At 60.1% G+C, this 17378-nt stretch carries 23 protein-coding genes; 15 read left to right on the top strand and 8 right to left on the bottom strand.

The features are described 5' to 3' along the window. Positions 1 to 162 precede the first annotated feature (162 nt). From ACG2K1_RS09225 to ACG2K1_RS09195, 7 genes are all read left to right on the top strand, one after another. Entirely contained in the window at positions 163 to 906 is a 744-nt protein-coding gene (locus tag ACG2K1_RS09225; protein ID WP_009426213.1) for a UDP-2,3-diacylglucosamine diphosphatase, read from the top strand. A 163-nt stretch (positions 907 to 1069) separates the two neighbouring features. After that, on the top strand, positions 1070 to 1303 hold the full coding sequence (gene rpmB / locus ACG2K1_RS09220; protein ID WP_036496141.1) for a 50S ribosomal protein L28: 234 nt from the start codon (positions 1070 to 1072) through the stop codon (positions 1301 to 1303). 32 nt (positions 1304 to 1335) lie between these two features. Then, positions 1336 to 1491: a 50S ribosomal protein L33 gene (rpmG, locus tag ACG2K1_RS09215; protein ID WP_009117634.1), complete on the top strand. Its 156-nt coding sequence runs from the start codon at positions 1336 to 1338 to the stop codon at positions 1489 to 1491. Positions 1492 to 1732: 241 nt separating this feature from the next. Next, positions 1733 to 3100 (top strand): Na+/H+ antiporter family protein, encoded by a 1368-nt coding sequence (locus ACG2K1_RS09210; protein WP_395428709.1) that lies wholly within the window; start codon positions 1733 to 1735, stop codon positions 3098 to 3100. After that, on the top strand, positions 3101 to 3325 hold the full coding sequence (locus ACG2K1_RS09205) for a SlyX family protein (protein ID WP_009426209.1): 225 nt from the start codon (positions 3101 to 3103) through the stop codon (positions 3323 to 3325). Positions 3326 to 3531: 206 nt separating this feature from the next. Continuing rightward, complete coding sequence (rpmE, locus tag ACG2K1_RS09200; RefSeq protein WP_036496140.1) at positions 3532 to 3750, top strand: 50S ribosomal protein L31; 219 nt, start codon at positions 3532 to 3534, stop codon at positions 3748 to 3750. Positions 3751 to 3849: 99 nt separating this feature from the next. Then, on the top strand, positions 3850 to 4653 hold the full coding sequence (locus tag ACG2K1_RS09195; protein ID WP_009426206.1) for a molybdopterin-binding protein: 804 nt from the start codon (positions 3850 to 3852) through the stop codon (positions 4651 to 4653). A gap of 121 nt (positions 4654 to 4774) precedes the next feature. Here the strand turns inward: ACG2K1_RS09195 and ACG2K1_RS09190 are convergent, their stop codons facing one another. Then, on the bottom strand, positions 4775 to 5248 hold the full coding sequence (locus ACG2K1_RS09190) for a peptidylprolyl isomerase (RefSeq protein ID WP_009426205.1): 474 nt from the start codon (positions 5246 to 5248) through the stop codon (positions 4775 to 4777). Positions 5249 to 5743: 495 nt separating this feature from the next. Here ACG2K1_RS09190 and ACG2K1_RS09185 point away from each other — a divergent pair, with 495 nt between their 5' ends. The 7 genes from ACG2K1_RS09185 to ACG2K1_RS09155 all read left to right on the top strand — a co-directional run bounded on the left by ACG2K1_RS09185 (position 5744) and on the right by ACG2K1_RS09155 (position 10918). Further along, a complete protein-coding gene (locus ACG2K1_RS09185; protein ID WP_036496153.1) occupies positions 5744 to 6010 on the top strand; it encodes a hypothetical protein in 267 nt (88 codons plus the stop codon). Positions 6011 to 6203: 193 nt separating this feature from the next. Beyond that, positions 6204 to 7574: an FAD-binding oxidoreductase gene (locus ACG2K1_RS09180; protein ID WP_094031071.1), complete on the top strand. Its 1371-nt coding sequence runs from the start codon at positions 6204 to 6206 to the stop codon at positions 7572 to 7574. 75 nt (positions 7575 to 7649) lie between these two features. Then, positions 7650 to 8117 carry a ribonuclease HI gene (rnhA, locus tag ACG2K1_RS09175; protein ID WP_009426201.1) on the top strand — a complete coding sequence of 156 codons (468 nt, stop codon included), beginning with the start codon at positions 7650 to 7652 and terminating at the stop codon, positions 8115 to 8117. Between the two features lie 2 nt (positions 8118 to 8119). After that, positions 8120 to 8560: a DciA family protein gene (locus ACG2K1_RS09170; RefSeq protein ID WP_009426200.1), complete on the top strand. Its 441-nt coding sequence runs from the start codon at positions 8120 to 8122 to the stop codon at positions 8558 to 8560. 132 nt (positions 8561 to 8692) lie between these two features. After that, a complete protein-coding gene (gene azu / locus ACG2K1_RS09165) occupies positions 8693 to 9289 on the top strand; it encodes an azurin (protein WP_009426198.1) in 597 nt (198 codons plus the stop codon). Positions 9290 to 9466: 177 nt separating this feature from the next. After that, a complete protein-coding gene (locus ACG2K1_RS09160; RefSeq protein ID WP_009426197.1) occupies positions 9467 to 9985 on the top strand; it encodes a hemerythrin domain-containing protein in 519 nt (172 codons plus the stop codon). A gap of 9 nt (positions 9986 to 9994) precedes the next feature. After that, complete coding sequence (locus ACG2K1_RS09155) at positions 9995 to 10918, top strand: SMI1/KNR4 family protein (RefSeq protein WP_009426196.1); 924 nt, start codon at positions 9995 to 9997, stop codon at positions 10916 to 10918. Positions 10919 to 11147: 229 nt separating this feature from the next. Here ACG2K1_RS09155 and ACG2K1_RS09150 read toward each other — a convergent pair whose 3' ends face one another. The 4 genes from ACG2K1_RS09150 to yjgA all read right to left on the bottom strand — a co-directional run bounded on the left by ACG2K1_RS09150 (position 11148) and on the right by yjgA (position 14447). Continuing rightward, positions 11148 to 11699, bottom strand: coding sequence for a MarR family transcriptional regulator (locus tag ACG2K1_RS09150; RefSeq protein ID WP_395428710.1), 552 nt, complete (start codon positions 11697 to 11699; stop codon positions 11148 to 11150). A gap of 186 nt (positions 11700 to 11885) precedes the next feature. Next, the gene (locus ACG2K1_RS09145; protein ID WP_395428711.1) at positions 11886 to 13133 is read right to left on the bottom strand and encodes a YihY family inner membrane protein; all 1248 of its coding nucleotides are present in this window, start codon (positions 13131 to 13133) and stop codon (positions 11886 to 11888) included. A gap of 283 nt (positions 13134 to 13416) precedes the next feature. Beyond that, positions 13417 to 13887 (bottom strand): DUF2750 domain-containing protein, encoded by a 471-nt coding sequence (locus ACG2K1_RS09140; protein ID WP_009426192.1) that lies wholly within the window; start codon positions 13885 to 13887, stop codon positions 13417 to 13419. A gap of 38 nt (positions 13888 to 13925) precedes the next feature. Continuing rightward, positions 13926 to 14447: a ribosome biogenesis factor YjgA gene (gene yjgA, locus ACG2K1_RS09135; RefSeq protein WP_036496150.1), complete on the bottom strand. Its 522-nt coding sequence runs from the start codon at positions 14445 to 14447 to the stop codon at positions 13926 to 13928. 114 nt (positions 14448 to 14561) lie between these two features. On the opposite strand from yjgA, the gene pmbA reads away from it, so the two are divergent. Then, positions 14562 to 15893, top strand: coding sequence for a metalloprotease PmbA (gene pmbA / locus ACG2K1_RS09130; protein WP_395428712.1), 1332 nt, complete (start codon positions 14562 to 14564; stop codon positions 15891 to 15893). A 259-nt stretch (positions 15894 to 16152) separates the two neighbouring features. On the opposite strand, the gene ACG2K1_RS09125 is transcribed toward pmbA, so the two are convergent. The 3 genes from ACG2K1_RS09125 to ACG2K1_RS09115 form a co-directional block, all read right to left on the bottom strand. Continuing rightward, a complete protein-coding gene (locus ACG2K1_RS09125) occupies positions 16153 to 16395 on the bottom strand; it encodes a hypothetical protein (RefSeq protein WP_009426189.1) in 243 nt (80 codons plus the stop codon). A gap of 129 nt (positions 16396 to 16524) precedes the next feature. Continuing rightward, on the bottom strand, positions 16525 to 16866 hold the full coding sequence (locus ACG2K1_RS09120) for an SDR family oxidoreductase (RefSeq protein WP_395428713.1): 342 nt from the start codon (positions 16864 to 16866) through the stop codon (positions 16525 to 16527). Between the two features lie 120 nt (positions 16867 to 16986). Next, on the bottom strand, positions 16987 to 17361 hold the full coding sequence (locus tag ACG2K1_RS09115) for a glycine zipper domain-containing protein (RefSeq protein WP_009426187.1): 375 nt from the start codon (positions 17359 to 17361) through the stop codon (positions 16987 to 16989). Positions 17362 to 17378: the final 17 nt, after the last annotated feature.

Raw genomic sequence — 17378 nt, 5'->3', positions numbered from 1 at the left:
CGCAGCAACCGAAAAGGCCGTCTGAAACATTCAGACGGCCTTTCCGCATCCGTTGCCTCTGTTTGAATTTTGTTGGGGCTGCGCTTTCAGACGGCCTCCGCCGCAGGCGCGCCAAGCCGTTCCGCTATATAATCGCCGCCGTTTTGTCCGACAAACCACCTCATGCGCCGCACCGTTTTCATCGCCGACCTCCACCTATCCGACGACACGCCCGACCTCAACCGCCTGTTCGCGCAGGCGCTGCGCGGCTGGGAAAACGATACCGACGCGCTCTATATATTGGGCGACCTGTTTGAAGCCTGGCTGGGCGACGATATGCCGGACAAGGCGGCGCAGGACGCGGCGGCGGCGCTGAAAGCCTTTTCCGCCCATACGCCCGTTTATTTCATCTGCGGCAACCGCGATTTCCTGCTCGGCAAAAAATACGCCGCCTCCGCAGGCATGACTCTGCTGCCCGAGACGGAAGAATTGGTGCTTTACGGCAAAACCTGCCTGATTTCCCACGGCGACGAAATGTGTACCGACGACACGTCCTACCAACGTTTCCGCCGCATCATGCGTAATCAAGCCGTGCAGAAAATTCTTCTGTCCCTGCCGCAGAAATGGCGCAGGAAAATCGCTGCCGATATGCGTGCCGCCAGCAAAAAGCGCAAACGAGAAATCGGCATGGGCAGCATCTCAGACGTGACGCAAAAAGGCGTCTGCCAAGCCCTGTCGCGGCATCCGCAGGCCGAAATCCTGATCCACGGCCACACCCACCGCCCCGCCGTCCACCGCCACACCTGCGGCGGCCGCACCGTTACGCGCTACGTTTTGCCCGACTGGCACGACGGGCGCGGCGGTTTTTTGTCCGTATCGGAGAAGGGGTGCGAAATCCTGCCGCTGGTTTTGCATGAGGCCGTCTGAAAAATGTGTACCGAGGGAGCGGAAGGGGATGATTGGATAAAAAACCACATTTTCATCGGTTTGCCCGACGCAAACGGCGCGCGGAAAAAATGTGTGCTTGCTGCGGATTGCGGGTTTGTGGTATAAACCGCGTTTTACTTTTTCAGAAGTTTGGAGTTAAACCATGGCACGAGTTTGTAAAGTGACCGGAAAACGCCCGATGAGTGGCAACAACGTGTCGCACGCCAATAATAAGACCAAACGCCGTTTTTTGCCTAACTTGCAAACACGCCGTTTTTGGGTTGAGAGTGAAAACCGCTGGGTGCGCCTGCGCGTATCCAATGCAGCATTGCGCACCATCGACAAGCTCGGCATCGATGCCGTTCTGGCCGATCTGCGCGCGCGCGGCGAAGCTTGATTTTGAAGATTTTCGATTAAGGAATTACTGCTATGCGCGATAAAATCAAACTGGAATCAAGTGCCGGCACCGGTCACTTCTACACCACAACCAAAAACAAACGTACCATGCCCGGCAAACTGGAAATCAAAAAATTTGATCCCGTTGCCCGCAAACACGTTATGTACAAAGAAACCAAGCTGAAATAATCCGGTTTCGCCAAAACCGCATAAAGCCGATGGCTTTATGCGGTTTTTTACGGTTTTCAGGCGGCCGCTGCCTGCCGAATCCCACATTCGGACGGCTTCATGTTGTTGCCGCCAATATTGTTATGTTAATATTTGCAAAATGTTGACAATTCAGGCCGTCTGCAAACAAGTTCTGCCGCACTGCCGAAGCGGTGGCAGGAATTGCTGTTTTTTCAGACGGCCGTCTGAGAAGGAGAAAACCATGAATGCTGTTGTGATTGCCGTAATTGTGATGCTCGCGCTGTCGCTTTTGCGCGTACACGTTGTGTTGAGCCTCACCATCGGTGCGTTTGTCGGCGGCCTGCTGGCCGGTATGCCGCTTTCCGACGTGGCGGCAGACGGCAAAGTGGTGCACGAAGGCATCATCACCGTGTTCCAAACCGGTTTGGCCGGCGGCGCGAAAATCGCGCTTTCATACGCCATGCTCGGCGCGTTTGCGATGGCGATTACCCACTCCGGCCTGCCGCAGCAGCTGGCGGGCGCGGTGGTACGCAAACTCAACCGCAGCGGCTCGCAAACGGGTACGGGCGCGGTGAAATGGACGCTGTTGCTGCTGATTTTGGCGATGGGTGTGATGAGCCAAAACGTCGTGCCCATCCACATCGCTTTTATTCCGATGATTATCCCGCCGCTTTTGCTGGTGTTTAACCGTTTGCAGGTCGACCGCCGCCTGATTGCCTGTGTGATTACGTTCGGCTTGGTAACAACCTATATGTTTCTGCCCTATGGTTTCGGCGCGATTTTCTTAAACGAAATCCTGCTGGGCAACATCGAAAAAGCAGGGCTGAATGTCAAACATATCAACGTGATGCAGGCGATGGCCATCCCCGCGCTGGGCATGGTGGCCGGGCTGTTGCTCGCCTTTGTCCGTTTCCGCAAACCGCGCGTGTACCAAAGCAGCGAAATCGATTTGGCCGACAACCAAAGCGCCGCCGACACGCCCGCGCCCTCGTCTTACCGCAGTCTTGTTGCCGCCGTGGCGATTGCCGTGTGCTTTGCCATCCAGTTGGTTTATAAAGACGCGCTCCTGCTCGGCGCGATGGTGGGCTTTGCCGTATTCATGACGCTGGGCGTGGTAAAACGCCACGATGCCAACGATGTGTTTGGCGAAGGCATCAAAATGATGGCGATGGTGGGGTTTATCATGATTGCCGCACAGGGCTTCGCCGCCGTGATGCAGGCCACCGGCCACATTCAGCCGCTGGTTGACGGCAGTATGCAGATGTTCGGCGGCAGCAAAGGCATGGCCGCGCTGGCGATGCTCTTGGTCGGCCTGCTGGTTACAATGGGCATCGGTTCGTCGTTTTCCACCCTGCCGATTATCACCGCGATTTATGTGCCGCTGTGCATCAGCCTCGGCTTCTCACCGCTGGCAACCGTAGCGATTGTCGGCACCGCAGGCGCGCTGGGCGATGCCGGTTCGCCCGCCTCCGACTCGACGCTCGGCCCCACCATGGGCTTGAACGCCGACGGCCAGCACGACCACATCCGTGACTCGGTTATCCCCACTTTTATCCACTACAACATCCCGCTGACCGTCGCCGGCTGGATTGCCGCCATGGTGCTGTAAATGAACGAAAACGACTTGGAACACCGCATCACCGAGCTGGAAATTCAGACGGCCTTGCAGGACGATTTGATTACCCGCTTAAGCGACACCATCGCCCAAATGCGCCAAACGCTCGATTTGCAACAGGCGCAACTGCAACTGCTCTACAGCCGCCTGCAAGACAAAAACGGCAGCAGCGAAGCCGAGTCCTACAGCCTGCGCGACGAAATCCCGCCGCATTATTAGGTTTGCTGCGCCGATAGGCAGAGGCCGTCTGAAAGCGGCAGCAGGGCGCACAGCAAACGCAACATTCTGTTTTGCCTCAACGCCTTTTTCAGACGGCCTGCTTGCCGAAAACACATGCTTCGGCTACAATCCGCCGCTTTCCCGCAAGGGACGACATGAAGCATAGGCACAACCCCTATGCCCGCCAACCAAAAAGGACATTTCAAATGAAACAAGGCATTCACCCCAATTACCACGAAGTAAACATTACCTGCTCCTGCGGTAACAAATTCGTGACCAAGTCGACCATGGAAAAAGAAAACTTCAACATCGAGGTTTGCTCCAACTGCCACCCCTTCTACACCGGCACCCAGAAAATCGTCGACACCACCGGCCGTGTGGACAAATTCAACAGCAAATTCGGCAACCTGTTCAAACGCAGCTAAACCGCCGAAACCTGAAAAAGACTGCTTATCGGCAGTCTTTTTTGTTTCAGACGGCCTGCCACTATATCAATCATTACCGCTTTTTCAGACGGCCTCAATATGAACCGCTTCAACCTCATCATCATCGGCGACGAAATTCTGCACGGCAGCCGCCAAGACAAACATTTCCCCTTTTTCAAAAATCTGCTCGAAACGCGCGGCCTTAAGCTCAATCAGGTGCAATACCTGCCCGACGAACGCGTCCTGCTGGTAAGGCAGCTCTCCCGCAGCTTTTCAGACGGCCTGCCCGCCTTTGTCACCGGCGGCATCGGTTCGACGCCCGACGACCACACCCGCCAGGCTGCCGCCGAAGCCCTCGGCCTGCTGCTGGTGTGCCATCCCGAAGCCGCCGCATTGATTGCAGGCGTGACCGCCAAACGCGGCGAAAGCCTCGATTCGCCCGAACACCGCCAACGTCTGAAAATGGCCGACTTCCCGCAGGGCGCGGACATCATCCCCAACAGTTTCAACAATATCGCCGGATTTTCCATCCGCGAACATTATTTCCTGCCCGGTTTCCCCGTGATGGCGCACCCGATGGCCGAATGGGTGCTGGAAAACCGCTACGCCGACCGTTTCCACCGCCTCCGCAGCGACGGGCGCGGTATTTGGATATTCGGCCTGCCCGAATCGCGCATCACGCCGCTGATGGAGCGCATCGAACGCGATTACGCGGGCATTCGTACATACAGCCTGCCCAGCGTCGGCCGCACCGAAGCCGACGGCAGCCGCATTGCGCCACATATCGAGTTCGGCCTCAAAGCCGAAGGTGAGGCCTGCGGGCTGATTGACCGGGCTTGGGAAGAGGTGTTGCGGGAATTGGACGCGTTGGGCGGCGAAATGCGTGAAATCACTCAGGCATAAAGCTGCTGCAAAGGCTGATGCCGCCTGAGGCCGTCTGAAAAAGACGCGGCGTAGCGGGCGGCATATATTAAAGAAGAGGCCGTCTGAAATTTTTCAGACGGCCTCTCTGTTGGGTCGGTACTCAGTGATGGTGGCCGTGCGGGCCGTGGACGTGGCCGTGCTCGGTTTCTTCTTTTGTGGCTTCGCGGATGCTGTCCACTTTCGCTTTGAAGCGGATTTTCATGCCGGCCAGCGGATGGTTGCCGTCCACCACTACTTTGCCCTCGGCCACGTCGGTCACGCGGAAGATAACCACGTCGCCGTCGGGCATGTCGGCTTCAAACATCATGCCGGGCTTTACTTCGGCGGGGAAGGCGTCGGCCGGTTCGATGCGGATCAGCTCGGGATCCTGCTCGCCGAACGCGTCGTCGGGCTGGAGCACAACGTCTACCTCGTCGCCGATGTTTTTCTCGTGCAGGGCTTCTTCCACCAGCGGGAAAATGCCGTCGTAGCCGCCGTGCAGATAAACGATAGGCTGCTGCGTTTCGTCGATGAGCTGGTCGTTGGCGTCGAACATTTGGTAATGCAGGCCGACAACGGTGTCTTTTTTAATCATGGCTGTCTTTCGGAACAGGTTGTAAAGGCGTGCATTGTATCATCAAGCCGCAGGCGCAGACGGTTTATTTCGGCGCGCTTTTGCGGTATGCCCCGATGTGTTCCGAGGGCGGAAGTGCGGATATTGTTGCGTTTTTGCTACCGGAAAACGCAAAGACGGGGCGGAGGAGGGCGGCGGACGGGATAGGAAGCGGTATGGGAAACCAAACAGACTGTTTATAAACGGTTTTATGGAAACGAAACGGAAAATGCCGTTTCGCCTGTACGGCCGCCGCGATACTCTGCCGCGCCGACGGAAAACGGCAGATACTATCCCGCCTGCATGGCGCCGAATGTGACGCAAATCAAAGTATGATTGATTTTGCACGGTCTGATAGGCATAATGGCGACCGTTCAGCATAAATCCGCAAAAGCCCGCAACGGCAGCGCTGTTGCAGGGCGTTATTATTTGCTGATGTTTTTGGTTAATTTATCTTTTGCAATAGGTGTTTTAAAAATGAAAAAATCTCTTTTGGCCGCTACCCTGATGTCCCTGTTCTTGGCCGCCTGCGGCGATAACGCTGCAAACAACGCCGCTTCTGCCGTTAACGCTGCCGCTTCTGCTGCTTCCGAAGCCGCCGCTTCTGCCGCTTCCATGGCTGAAACTGCTGCTGCTTCCGCTACTGAAGCCGCTGCATCTGCTACCGAAGCTGCCGCTTCCGCAACCGAAGCTGCCGCATCTGCTGTTGAAGCTGCCGCTTCCGAAGCTGCTGCCAGCAAATAATCGGGATTTCCCCTTTGCGACAGAGCGCTTCGGCGCTCTTTTTTGCATGGCACAAAGGCCGTCTGAAACGTTCAGACGGCCTTTGTGCCTTTGTTCTGAAAACAGCGGCACGAATCGGAACGGCGTGCGGTAGGCGTGCCATTGCGTCCCGCTATATAATCCGCCGCTTTGCCCGACAGCCTTGGAAACGATTATGCCCGCCGACCTCAGCGAACTGGCCGCCCTCTTGCACGAAGACGAAATCCTGCGCGACGCCGACGCCCTGCTCACCGACCAGCGCCGCCGCTACACGGGGAAAGCCGCATTGGTACTGCGGCCGCGAAACACAGAATCCGTACAGAACATCATGCGCTACTGTTTTGCAAGCCGCATTCCCGTCACCCCGCAGGGCGGCAACACCGGCCTGTGCGGCGCGGCCGTGCCGCAGGGCGGCGTTCTGCTCAACTTAGGCCGTCTGAACCGCATCCGCAGCATCAGCGCCGCCGACAACGCCGTCACCGTCGAAGCGGGCTGCATCCTACAAAACGTCCAACAGGCCTCCGCCGCTGCGGGGCGGCTGTTTCCCCTCAGCCTCGCCAGCGAAGGCTCGTGCCAGATCGGCGGCAACATCGCCTGCAACGCCGGCGGCCTCAACGTCTTGCGCTACGGTACCATGCGCGACCTCGTCCTCGGCATCGAAGCCGTCCTGCCCGACGGCGGACTCGTCTCCCAACTCGTCCCTCTGCACAAAAACACCACCGGCTACGACCTGCGCCAGCTCCTTATCGGCAGCGAAGGCACGCTTGCCGTCATCACCGCTGCCACCCTCAAACTCTTCCCCCTGCCGCAAACTTACGAAACCGCCTGGGTCGGCGCCGACAGCATCGATCGTGCCGTCGGACTCCTCGCCCTCGTGCAACAACGCTTCGGCGAGCGGCTCACCAGTTTCGAACTCGTCGGCAGCCGCGCCCTCGAACTCTCCGCAGCCTACAGCCGCAGCGCCGCCCCCGTTTCCGCCCCCTGGCACGTCCTGCTCGAACTGGCCGACGCCGAACCGCGCGACGACCTCGGCGGCCTGCTTGCCGAATACCTGCTGCAACACGGCTTTGACAACAGCATCCTTGCCCAATCCGCAAGCGAAAGGCAAACCCTGTGGACGCTGCGCGAAAACATCTCCGCCGCCCAACGCAGCCTCGGCGTCAGCATCAAACACGACATCGCCCTGCCCATAGAGCGCGTTTCCGAATTTGTCGGCAGCTGCGGTGCCGCGCTGCGCCAAACGTTCGCGGGCATCGACATCGTTCTCTTCGGCCACCTCGGCGACGGCAGCCTGCACTACAACACCTTCCTGCCCGCCGCGACAAACAACGATGCCTATGCCTATGAAGACGCCGTCAACACCGTCGTTTACGAACACGTCATCGCCTGCGGCGGCACGATAGCCGCCGAACACGGCGTCGGCATCGTCAAACGCCACTGGCTGCCCCGCGTGCGCAGCGCGGCCGAACTGCGGCTGATGGGCGCCGTCAAAGCCGCCTTCGACCCGCACAACATCATGAACCCCGGCAAACTGCTGCCCGATTGAACCCCGGAGGCCGTCTGAAAACCGCTTTTCAGACGGCCTGCTATAATCCGCCGCTGCAAAACAGGGTATACCGACATGGAACAAACCGTTTACCTCTACACCGACGGCGCCTGCAAAGGCAATCCCGGCACGGGCGGCTGGGGCGCACTACTGCGCTACGGCCGCCATGAAAAAGAACTCAGCGGCGGTGCGCGCGACACCACCAACAACCGCATGGAGCTCACCGCCGTCATCGAAGGGCTCAAAGCCCTCAAACGCAAAAGCCGCGTCGAAATCTGCACCGACTCGCAATATGTCAAAAACGGCATGGAAAGCTGGATACGCGGCTGGAAGAAAAACGGCTGGAAAACGTCGGCCAAGCAGCCGGTGAAAAACGAAGACCTGTGGCGCGAACTCGACCGCCTCGTCGCCGAACACGACGTCGTCTGGACATGGGTCAAAGGCCATGCCGGACATCCTGAAAACGAACGTGCCGACGCCTTGGCCAACCAAGGCGCGGCGGCAGCAAAACAAAGCGGCGAGAGGCCGCAGGAGGCCGTCTGAAAATGGATTTGGAACAAATCGGCAAACGCAGCGGCCGCCGCTCCGACGCCGACCCGCAGCTGCAATTTCTCCTGCAAAGCGCCAAAGCGTGGCGGCAGCTCGATAACATCGTGAAACAGGAGCTGCCCGCCAACCTGCATCCGCACGTTCAGACGGCCTGCATCGAAGAGGGCGCGCTGGTGCTGCTGGCCGCCAACAACATGGCCGCCTCGCGCCTGAAAATGATCGCCCCCGCCCTGCTGCCGCGCTTGCAGCAGTACAGCGATCTGATACAAAGCGTGCGCGTCAAAACCGTGCCCAAGCCCGCCGCGCCGCCGAAAGAAAACAGCCTGCGCCTGAGCGCCGCCGCCGCCGAAAGTTTCCGCCGCAGCGCCGAGCAGCTGCAACACCATCCGCAACTGGCCGCCGCTCTTCGCCGATTGGCCGGCAAATATCAAAAATAATTATCTTTCGTCGGGGTTTTGTGGTAGATTCCGCCTCTGACGCCCGCGCCGCAGAGGCCGCAGGCGGAACGGGAGCAAGAGTCAGACCTTTGTTTCCCCGACTTATTTTTTAACATCATCAGGAGATGAAACATGAAGGCATACTTAGCACTGATTTCCGCAGCCGCACTGGCGCTGAGCGCGTGTGGCGACAACAAACCGGCCGAAACCCCCGCCGCGCCGCCTGCCGCTTCTGCCGAAGCCGCGCCCGCGTCTGCCGCCTCCGAAGCCGAACCCGCCGCGCCTGCCGCTTCCGAAGCCGCGCCCGCAGCATCCGCCGAAGCTCCTGCCGCCGCAGCCGGCGCGTGCGAAACCGTGGTGGAATCAGACGACATGATGAACTTCAACACCAAAGAGCTGGTTATCGACAAAACCAACTGCAAAGAGTTCAAAGTCACCCTGAAACACACCGGCAAAATGCCGAAAACCGCAATGGGTCACAACATTGTGATTTCCAAAGCCGAAGACACCCAGGCCGTGATTAAAGACGGCGCGGGCGCAGGTGCCGACGGCGATTACGTCAAAGCAGGCGATACGCGCGTGATTGCGCACACCAAACTGATCGGCGGCGGCGAAGAAACCAGCGTCACTGTCGACACAAGCAAATTCGCCGACGGCGGCAAATACGAGTTCTACTGCTCTTTCCCCGCCCACTCCGCGCAAATGCTCGGCCACATCACTTTGAAATAAACCCGCGCATTTTCAGACGGCCTGCACGCAAGCAGGCCGTTTTTGTTTTTGCGGCACACGGAAGGGCGTATACTCCGCGCCTTTCGCAAACCAAAGATTCAGGCCGTCTGAAAACGCCGCCGCCAGCATAAGATTGGCAGCCAAAGACTGTCCGGACGGCCGCAACGGACGACAGACATGAACCTTTTCAACACCCGCAGCGTCACTTTCGACGAACCGATAGAAATGCTCTACGCCTGCCACGGCAAAGTCCGCCGCTTCTGCGAACAGGTCGGCATGCTCGACGGCTATATCGCCGAAAACGGCCGCAACGACATCGTCTTGCGTACCATCCGCCAGATTGCGCAGTATTTCGACGTTGCCGCGCCGCTGCACCACGAAGACGAAGAACTCGACTATTTCCCGCTGCTGCTGCGTTACGCGCCGCAGGCGCAGGCCGACGTGGACGAGCTGCTGCGCCAGCACGTTGTCCTGCACGCCAACTGGGCGGCGGTGGCCGACGAGTTTGCCAAGCTGGAAGCCGACGAACACTACCGCCCCGATGCCGCCGCCTTCCAAGCCTTCGTCGACGGCTACGCCGTGCATCTGGTTTTGGAAGAAGGCTTGTTCGAGCTGGGCAAAACGCACATTCCCGCCGACGAGCTGACGCGCATCGGCAAGAATATGGCGCAGCGGCGAAAGCCCAAGGCCGTCTGAAAGCCCCTGATGCGGCTGTTCCATACCCTGCAAGACCTTGCCGCCGCGCTGCCCGAGATGCCGCGCAACGGCCTGATCCTGATTCCGGAAACGGTTGCCGTCCTTATCCATCCCGTCCCGCACGGGGCGTTTTCCGCCCTGTTTTCTCCCCAAGCCCGTTTTATCGTCCAAGCTGCCGACGAGCGCGCGCGCTTTGCTTACCGCGCATGGCTGTCCGTGCCCGTATTCGCCCGTATCGCGCAAGCCCTGCCCGCCGCTGCCGGCGACAGGCAATGGCAGGCCGCGCTGTCTGCCTATTTTGTGCCGCCGCCTGAAATGCCGACGGCGCAAACGCAGCACCATCCCGCGCCCCTGACTCTGCCGCCGCTGCCCGACGAGGCGGCGCGTTTGGCCTGGTGGGCGCAGTGCGTTCGCGCCTACTTGGATTTGTGGGGAGGCGATCGTCCGTTTTTCCCCGTTTCCCGCGCCGATTTGGCTGACTGCGAACGGCGTATCGGCTGCCCGCTGCCGCCCGTGCTGCGTGCCTATTACGAACATATCGGCGTGCAGTATCCGGCTTGGACAATTTATACGCCCGAGCTTATCGAGCCGTTGGCCGATGCTTGTTTTTGGTTGGACGGTATTTGGGCGGAACTGCCCGCCGCCGAAGCCGACGCAATCCGCATGCAGGCCGACGGGCTGCTTGCCTTCGGCGAAAGCCCGGACGACGGCGGCCTGTGGTGTTTCCACCGGAACACCGGCCGCATCTGGCGTTGCGGCTGCGACGACGGATGTCTGACACAGCTTCCCGTCGATGCGGGCGGCTGGCTCGACGCGGTGATGATTCTGTCGGCGGCACGGGCGAACGGACACGCGGACGGGGCGGCCGTAGCGCTGCTGCGGCAAAGATTGGGCAGCGCGGCGGCGGATAAGTTGATGGAAAAGGCCGTCTGAAAGGAAAGGCCGTCTGAAACGGGAGGTGCGTTTCAGACGGCCTTTCTGCGTCCGCGCGGCGCCTGCCTGTGTGGGTGTGCAAAACGGCGGAGGCCGTCTGAATCGGGTTTCAGACGGCCTCTGTGTTGCTGCGGTGGGGTTTATAGTGAGCCAAAATAAAAAATATACGGCGTTGCTGCGCCTTGCCGTATTACCCATACTGTCTGCGGCTTGCTGCCTTGTATCTTTTCTATTTTGGCTCACTATAGTTTTCCGCTTCTTCCTGTCCTTCATGCGCTTCGGCGCTTTCGCTTTCCAGGTTGTCGAGCAGTTTGCCGAGCAGGCGTTGCAGTTTGCGGTGGTCGGCTTCGTCGAAGCCTGCCCAGATCGGGTTGCGTTTTTCGGTGATTTGCGGCTGCATGCGGCGGATGAACGCTTCGCCTTCTTCGGTGAGTTTCAGGACGGTTTGGCGGCGGTCTTGGGCGTTGCCGCCGCGTTCGACCCAGCCGCGTGCGACCATGTCGTCGGACAGGCGGGTGGCGCTGGTGCGGGTGAGGCAGAGCAGGTCGCTCAGGCGCGAGGGCAGGGTTTCGCGGTTGGGCGCGGCGTAGAGCGAGAGCAGGGCGAACCAAAGGTTTTCGGTGATGCCTTCGGCTTTGAGGCATTGGTTGAGGTTGGTGCCGAGGTGTTCGGCGGCGAGGCGCACCATGCGGAAGGTGAGGGTGCGGTCGAGGGGGAAATCGGGCAGGTTTTCTGCGAGGACGGTGAGTTGTTTGGCGGTTTCGGTGTGGGAAAAGGTCATGCTGCTTCCATACTTTCATTAATGCGGCCTTCCGATGCTATTTGCTTAAAATCATCGGTTTGGCGGGGCGGCATCATAAAACGGTAACAGGTAAACAAGTGTTTTGCCCGATAATCGGTTGCGGAATTTTTTTAAGCGGTAGGAAGCGGGAGGCCGTCTGAAAGCGTGCGGGCGGCTTGGTGTGTTTCAGACGGCCTCCTGCGGCGGCCGGGTGCGGCGGTCGAATGCTTCGAGCGAGAGGTTCATGCTTTCGAGGCCCGGGGTCATGATTTGCGAGACGGCCTGGCCGACGGAGTCGCCGGGGTCGGCGGCGGGGCGGTAGACGAAGAGTTGGAAGAGTTCTTCGAGGCGGATGTTGGCGGCTGTGGTTTTGAGTACCCAGCCGAGGTTGCCGTTGTAGATGTAGCCGTGCCGTGCGAGTTTGTCGAGCAGGTCGCCCAATTCGTCGTAGCCCATGTCGATGTGGCGGCGGAAGTCTTGGATGCGCAGGGTTTGTCCGCTGTTTTGGGCGCGGTTGAGCAGCAGGAGGATTTTTAATACGTCGTCGAAGCGGCCGCGCGCGCCGAAGCGGCCGCGCGCGCCGAAGCTGCGGCGGAAGGCGTCGCCCTGCCAGTAGGACAGGGAGGAGGTGAAGACGGCGCCGCCCAGCAGGAGCATCCACAGCAGGTTGAGCCACATGAGGAAGACGGGCACGGCGGCGAAGGCGCCGTAGATGAGGGTGTAGCTGTTGAAGGTGCCGATGTACCAGGCGAAGCCGCGCCGCAGCAGATCGAGGAGGACGGCGGTGAGGGCGGCGCCGATGAGGGCGTGGCGGGCGGGGACGTAGCGGTTGGGCACGAGACGGTAGAGCAGCCAGAGGGCAGCGGTGTCGAGGGCGAGGGAGCCGGCGGTTTTGAGACCGTCTGAAAGCCAGGCGGGCAGGGCGGCGAGGCTGCTGTGCGAGAGCAGAAGTTCCCAAACGGAGAAGGCCGCGCCGACGGTGAGCGGGGCGAAGGTGAGCAGCATCCAGTAGACGAGAAACTGCATCCACAGCGGGCGCAGGTTTTTGACCTGCCAGATGCGGTTGAAGGTTTGGTCGATGGTGCGGATGAGGAGGACGGAGGTGACGACGAGGAAGGCGATGCCGATGGCGGTGAGTTTGGCGGCGTTGCTTTGGAAGCGCGCGAGGTATTCGCGCACGACGTCCGCGCCCTGCGGCACGAGGTTGCCGTCGATAAAGCCGAGCACGGAGGCGGACAGGCGGTCGTACATCGGGAAGGCCGAGAGTACGGACAGGACGACGGTCAGCACGGGCACGAGGGCGAGCAGGGTGGTGAAGGTGAGGCTGGCCGACACTTGCGGCACGTCCACTTCGTCGAAGCGGCGGTAGAGGAAGGCGGCGAAACCGAAGGCGCGGGATTCGCGCACGGTGTGCCATGAGAAGATTTTCCGCATGAGGGTTCTCCGTGGTGTCTGTTTGCCTGTGCGGTTGGCGGCCGTCTGAAAAGGCGGCGCGGGCGGTATGGGAAGCGTCAGGCCGTCTGAAAACGGGGAAACGGGTTTTGACTTCGTTGCAACTTCACTTTCAGACGGCCTTTCGGGTTTCAGACTGTCTTTTGAGGCCGTCTGAAACGGCGGAAGCTGCGCTCCTTCTCCCGTGCGGGCGCAGAGGAGGGGGTGAAAAGGCCGTCTGAAAACGGAAAAGCGGGTTTTCAGACGGCCTGATGCGGGGCAGCGTTCAGTTGAGGCGTTTTTGCCCCGCCATTTCGCGTTCCCATTCGAGGCGGTAGTTCATCAGTTCGCCGTAGCCGTCGATCATTTCGGTGCACTGCATCTGTTCGGCGGCATCGAGGATGTCGGCCAGCACTTCGACGGGTTCGATTTCCAGGCCGTAGAGCTGCGGGTCGAAGTCGATGCCCAAGAGCACGGCGTCCTGATCCATGCCCACCAGCCATTCGTGCAGGAAAAAGTCCAGCGGCAGCTCGTCGACTTCGTGATCCGCCCATTCTTCGGCGATGCAGGCTTCGGCTTGGGCGCGGTCGTGCCAGACGCAGAAGACGGGCACGGGTTCGCCGTCGTCTTCTTCGTATTCGGCCGACGGGCATTCGGCAACGTCGTCTTCGGGGGAGACCAGGGTGTAGAGGGTGCGGCTGCCGAGGGCGGCACGGATGAAGCGGTTGTATTCTTCGTCGTCTGGGTGGGGGAACATGGGTTTCCTTTCAGGGGGTGAGGCCGTCTGAAAACGGTTTATTCGTCTGCCGCGCCGCCCGATTCGGCGGCTTCCATTTCGGCTTTCACGGCCTGGTAGAGGGCGCGGAAGTTTTTCGGCGGCTTGTTCTGCTCTTTTTCTTTGCGCGCGTTGCGGATGAGGGTGCGCAGCGCGGAGAGGTCGGCCTGCGGGTGGGCGGCGGCAAATTCGGTAAACGCTTCGTCGTTGTCGAGCAGGCGTTCGCGCATGTTTTCCACGCGCTGCAAAAAGGCGTTGTGCGCGCGGTTTTCGCCTTTGAGGCGGGCGAGGAATTCGCGGATGGGCTCGGGGTCGGTGTCGCGCATCAGGCGGCCGATAAACTGCGTCTGCCGTTTGAGCGCACCGTTGGAGGTGATTTTTTTGTAGTCGCGCACGGCCTGCGCGAGTTCTTCCGACAGGGGCAGTTTTTTCAGCGTTTCGGCCGACAGGCGGGTAAGCTCCATGCCTAAATCCTGCAAGTCGTTCATGCGCTTTTTCATTTGGGTTTTGCTTACCCATTCTTCGTTGTCGCTGGCGCTCATTTTCTGTTTCGCTATCTGGTTGCCGTCAAGAGGCGGCATTTTAGCAGCAATGCGGCTTGCCTTCGCACAAAAACGGGTAAAATGCCGTCTGAAAACCCTACCACGGAGCATTTTATGTTCAACCACACGCCGCAGGAACTGACGGATTTGTGCGCCTTCGCCCTCGATGCCGCCAAACGCAGGGGCGCAAGCGCTGCCGAAGCCGATTTGAGCGAATCGCTCGGCCAGAGCGTCCAGGTGCGTTTGCAGGAAATCGAGCAGATCGAGCACCAGCAGGACAAATCCCTCGACATCACCGTCTATCTCGGGCAAAGCAAAGGCCGCGCCAGCACCGCCGACTTCTCCCGCCGCGCCATAGAAGAAACCGTTCAGGCTGCCCTCGACATCGCCCGCTACACCGCGCAGGACGATTGCGCCGGCCTCGCCGACGCCGGTCTGATGGCCACCCGCTTCGGCGATCTCGACAAATTCCATCCGTGGGACTTGTCCGCCGAAGAAGCCGCCGAACTCGCCCGCCGCTGCGAAGCCGCCGCCCTCGACGCCGACCCGCGCATCAACAATTCCGAAGGCGCGGGCATCCAGACCTCGCACTACCAGTTTGCCTACGGCAACAGCCACGGCTTTCTGCAACACGAACGCGGCACGCGCCACAGCGTTTCGTGCAGCGTCGTTGCCGCCGACGCCGACGGCGCCATGCAGCGCGACTACTGGTACGACCTCGCCCGCAGCAAAGAAGAAATCGACAGCATGGAAAACATCGGCCGCACCGCCGCCGAACGCACCGTACGCCGTCTGAACGCCCGCAGCCTGCCCACCGGCAGCGTCCCCGTCCTCTTCGACGCCACCGTCTCCGCCGGCCTCATCGGCCACATCGTCGGCGGCCTCTCCGGCGGCGCGCTCTACCGCCAGAGCAGCTTTCTCGTCGACAGCATCGGCAAAAAAATCCTGCCCGAATTCCTCAGCCTGCGCGAAGAGCCGCATATTCCCCGCGCCTGGGGCAGCAGCTGGTTCGACAGCGAAGGCGTCGCCACGCACCCGCGTTTCGTTATCGAAAACGGCGTCGTGCAGGGCTATTTTTTATCGTCGTATAGTGCGCGCAAACTCGGTATGCAGACCACGGGCAACGCGGGCGGCGCGCACAACCTGATTCTGAACGCCACCTGCCCGACACAGGCCGACCTGCTGCGCCAGATGGGCAGCGGCCTGCTCGTCACCGAATTGATGGGGCAGGGCGTCAATATGCTCACCGGCGACTACTCGCGCGGCGCGGCAGGCTTCTGGGTGGAAAACGGCGTTATCCAATATCCCGTCGAAGAAATCACCGTCGCCGGACGCTTGCAGGATATGCTGCTTGGTATTGCGGGCGTGGCCGACGACGCCCTGCGCCGCTCCTCGCACAAAGTCGGCTCGATACTGATAGACAAAATGACCGTGGCCGGGCAGTAAACCGCGTCCGAACGGCAAAGAGGCCGTCTGAAAACCCGATTTGGGATTTTCAGACGGCCTCTTCGTGTTGTGATTCCGTTGATATAGTGAATCAAAATAAAAAAGATACAAGGCAGCAAGCCGCAGACAGTACAGGTAGTACGGGGCAGGTTTTCTTGGCATTTCCAATGCCGTAGAAAACCGCCCTCTGTGAGCTAAGGCGCAGCAACGCCGTAGATTTTTTATTTTGGCTCACTATACCTTTGCTTTTCAGGCGGCCTTATCTCGCATGCCGTTCGCGGTAGGTTTCGAAATCGAGCACGCAGATGGGAAAAGACACGCCCGCGTCGGGATGGTTTGCACCGCCGCCCAAGTCCAGGCACAGATCGTCGTAGAGCCATGCCTGCACCGCCATGCCCAGCCGAAAAGCGGCCAGCAGCAGAATTAGAAACAGAATCCGGCGGATGTAAATTCGTTTTTTAACAGTGTTTATAGTCGGCTTTTGGGTTGGGAAGCGGGGCATTGCTTCTATAAGGCCGTCTGAAAGGGTTTCAGACGGCCTTCGGGCTTTCAGGCTGCCGTCACATGATGCGGGCAGGCAGCCTGAAAACCACCCAAGCGGTAGGTCGGGCATTTATGCCCGACATCTTGCTTACCACGGCTGCGTAGTCGGGCCGATGGTGAACTCGCTCACGTTGGTGTCATCGGGTTGCGACAGGGCAAAGGCTACGACATTGGTCACGCGCTCGGCGGGGATTTCGTAGTTGTCGTACAGCTCGCGGTAGCCTTTGGACGTGCCCTCGTCGGTGATGTGGCTCACCAGCTCGGACTGAACGGCGGCGGGGCAGATTGTGGCGGTGCGGATGTGCGTGCCCGCTTGCGCCGATTCCATGCGCAGGGCTTCCATAATCGCGCGTACCGCCCATTTGGTGCCGCAATACACCGCCGCGCCGGGGTAAACCTTCAAGCCCGCCACGGACGAGGTGGTAATCACATGGCCGCTTTATCGCGCGGCGTGATGGGGCCGTCTGAAACGCCGCCCGGACAGGCTGAAGGCCGTCTGAAAACGGGTTTCAGACGGCCTTTGGCGATAGCGGCGGGAATGTCCGTCCGCTCAGTCCCAACCGTGGCGGAAATCGTGATGGCGGTGGCGGTGCGGACGGAAGCCCGCACGGTCGTCATACCGGTCGCGGCGGCGGCTTTCGCGCCATTCTCGGTAGCGGCGTCCGCGTTCGATCTCTTCGTCTTTGCGGTTCATTTCTTTGTTGTGGTAGGCATAGGCATTGCCCGCCAGTCCGCCGGCGGCCGCACCCAGCAGAATGCTCTGGCTGTCGCCGCCGATTGCGCCGCCCAGTGCCGCTCCTGCGGCCGCACCGGCCAGCGTGGCTTTGGTGCGGTTGGCCGTGCCGCGTGCCTGCGCGGGCGTGGCAGCAAAGGCCAGCAGGGCGGCAGCGGTCAGCGCGGCGGCAAACGTTTTCTTGGCTGTCATGTCATTTCCTTTTCATA

This window comes from Neisseria sp. 23W00296, assembly GCF_044772855.1.
GTDB lineage: Bacteria > Pseudomonadota > Gammaproteobacteria > Burkholderiales > Neisseriaceae > Neisseria.
The sequence above is the reverse complement of the archived record's forward strand: the minus strand, read 5'-3'. Positions and strand labels throughout refer to the sequence as shown.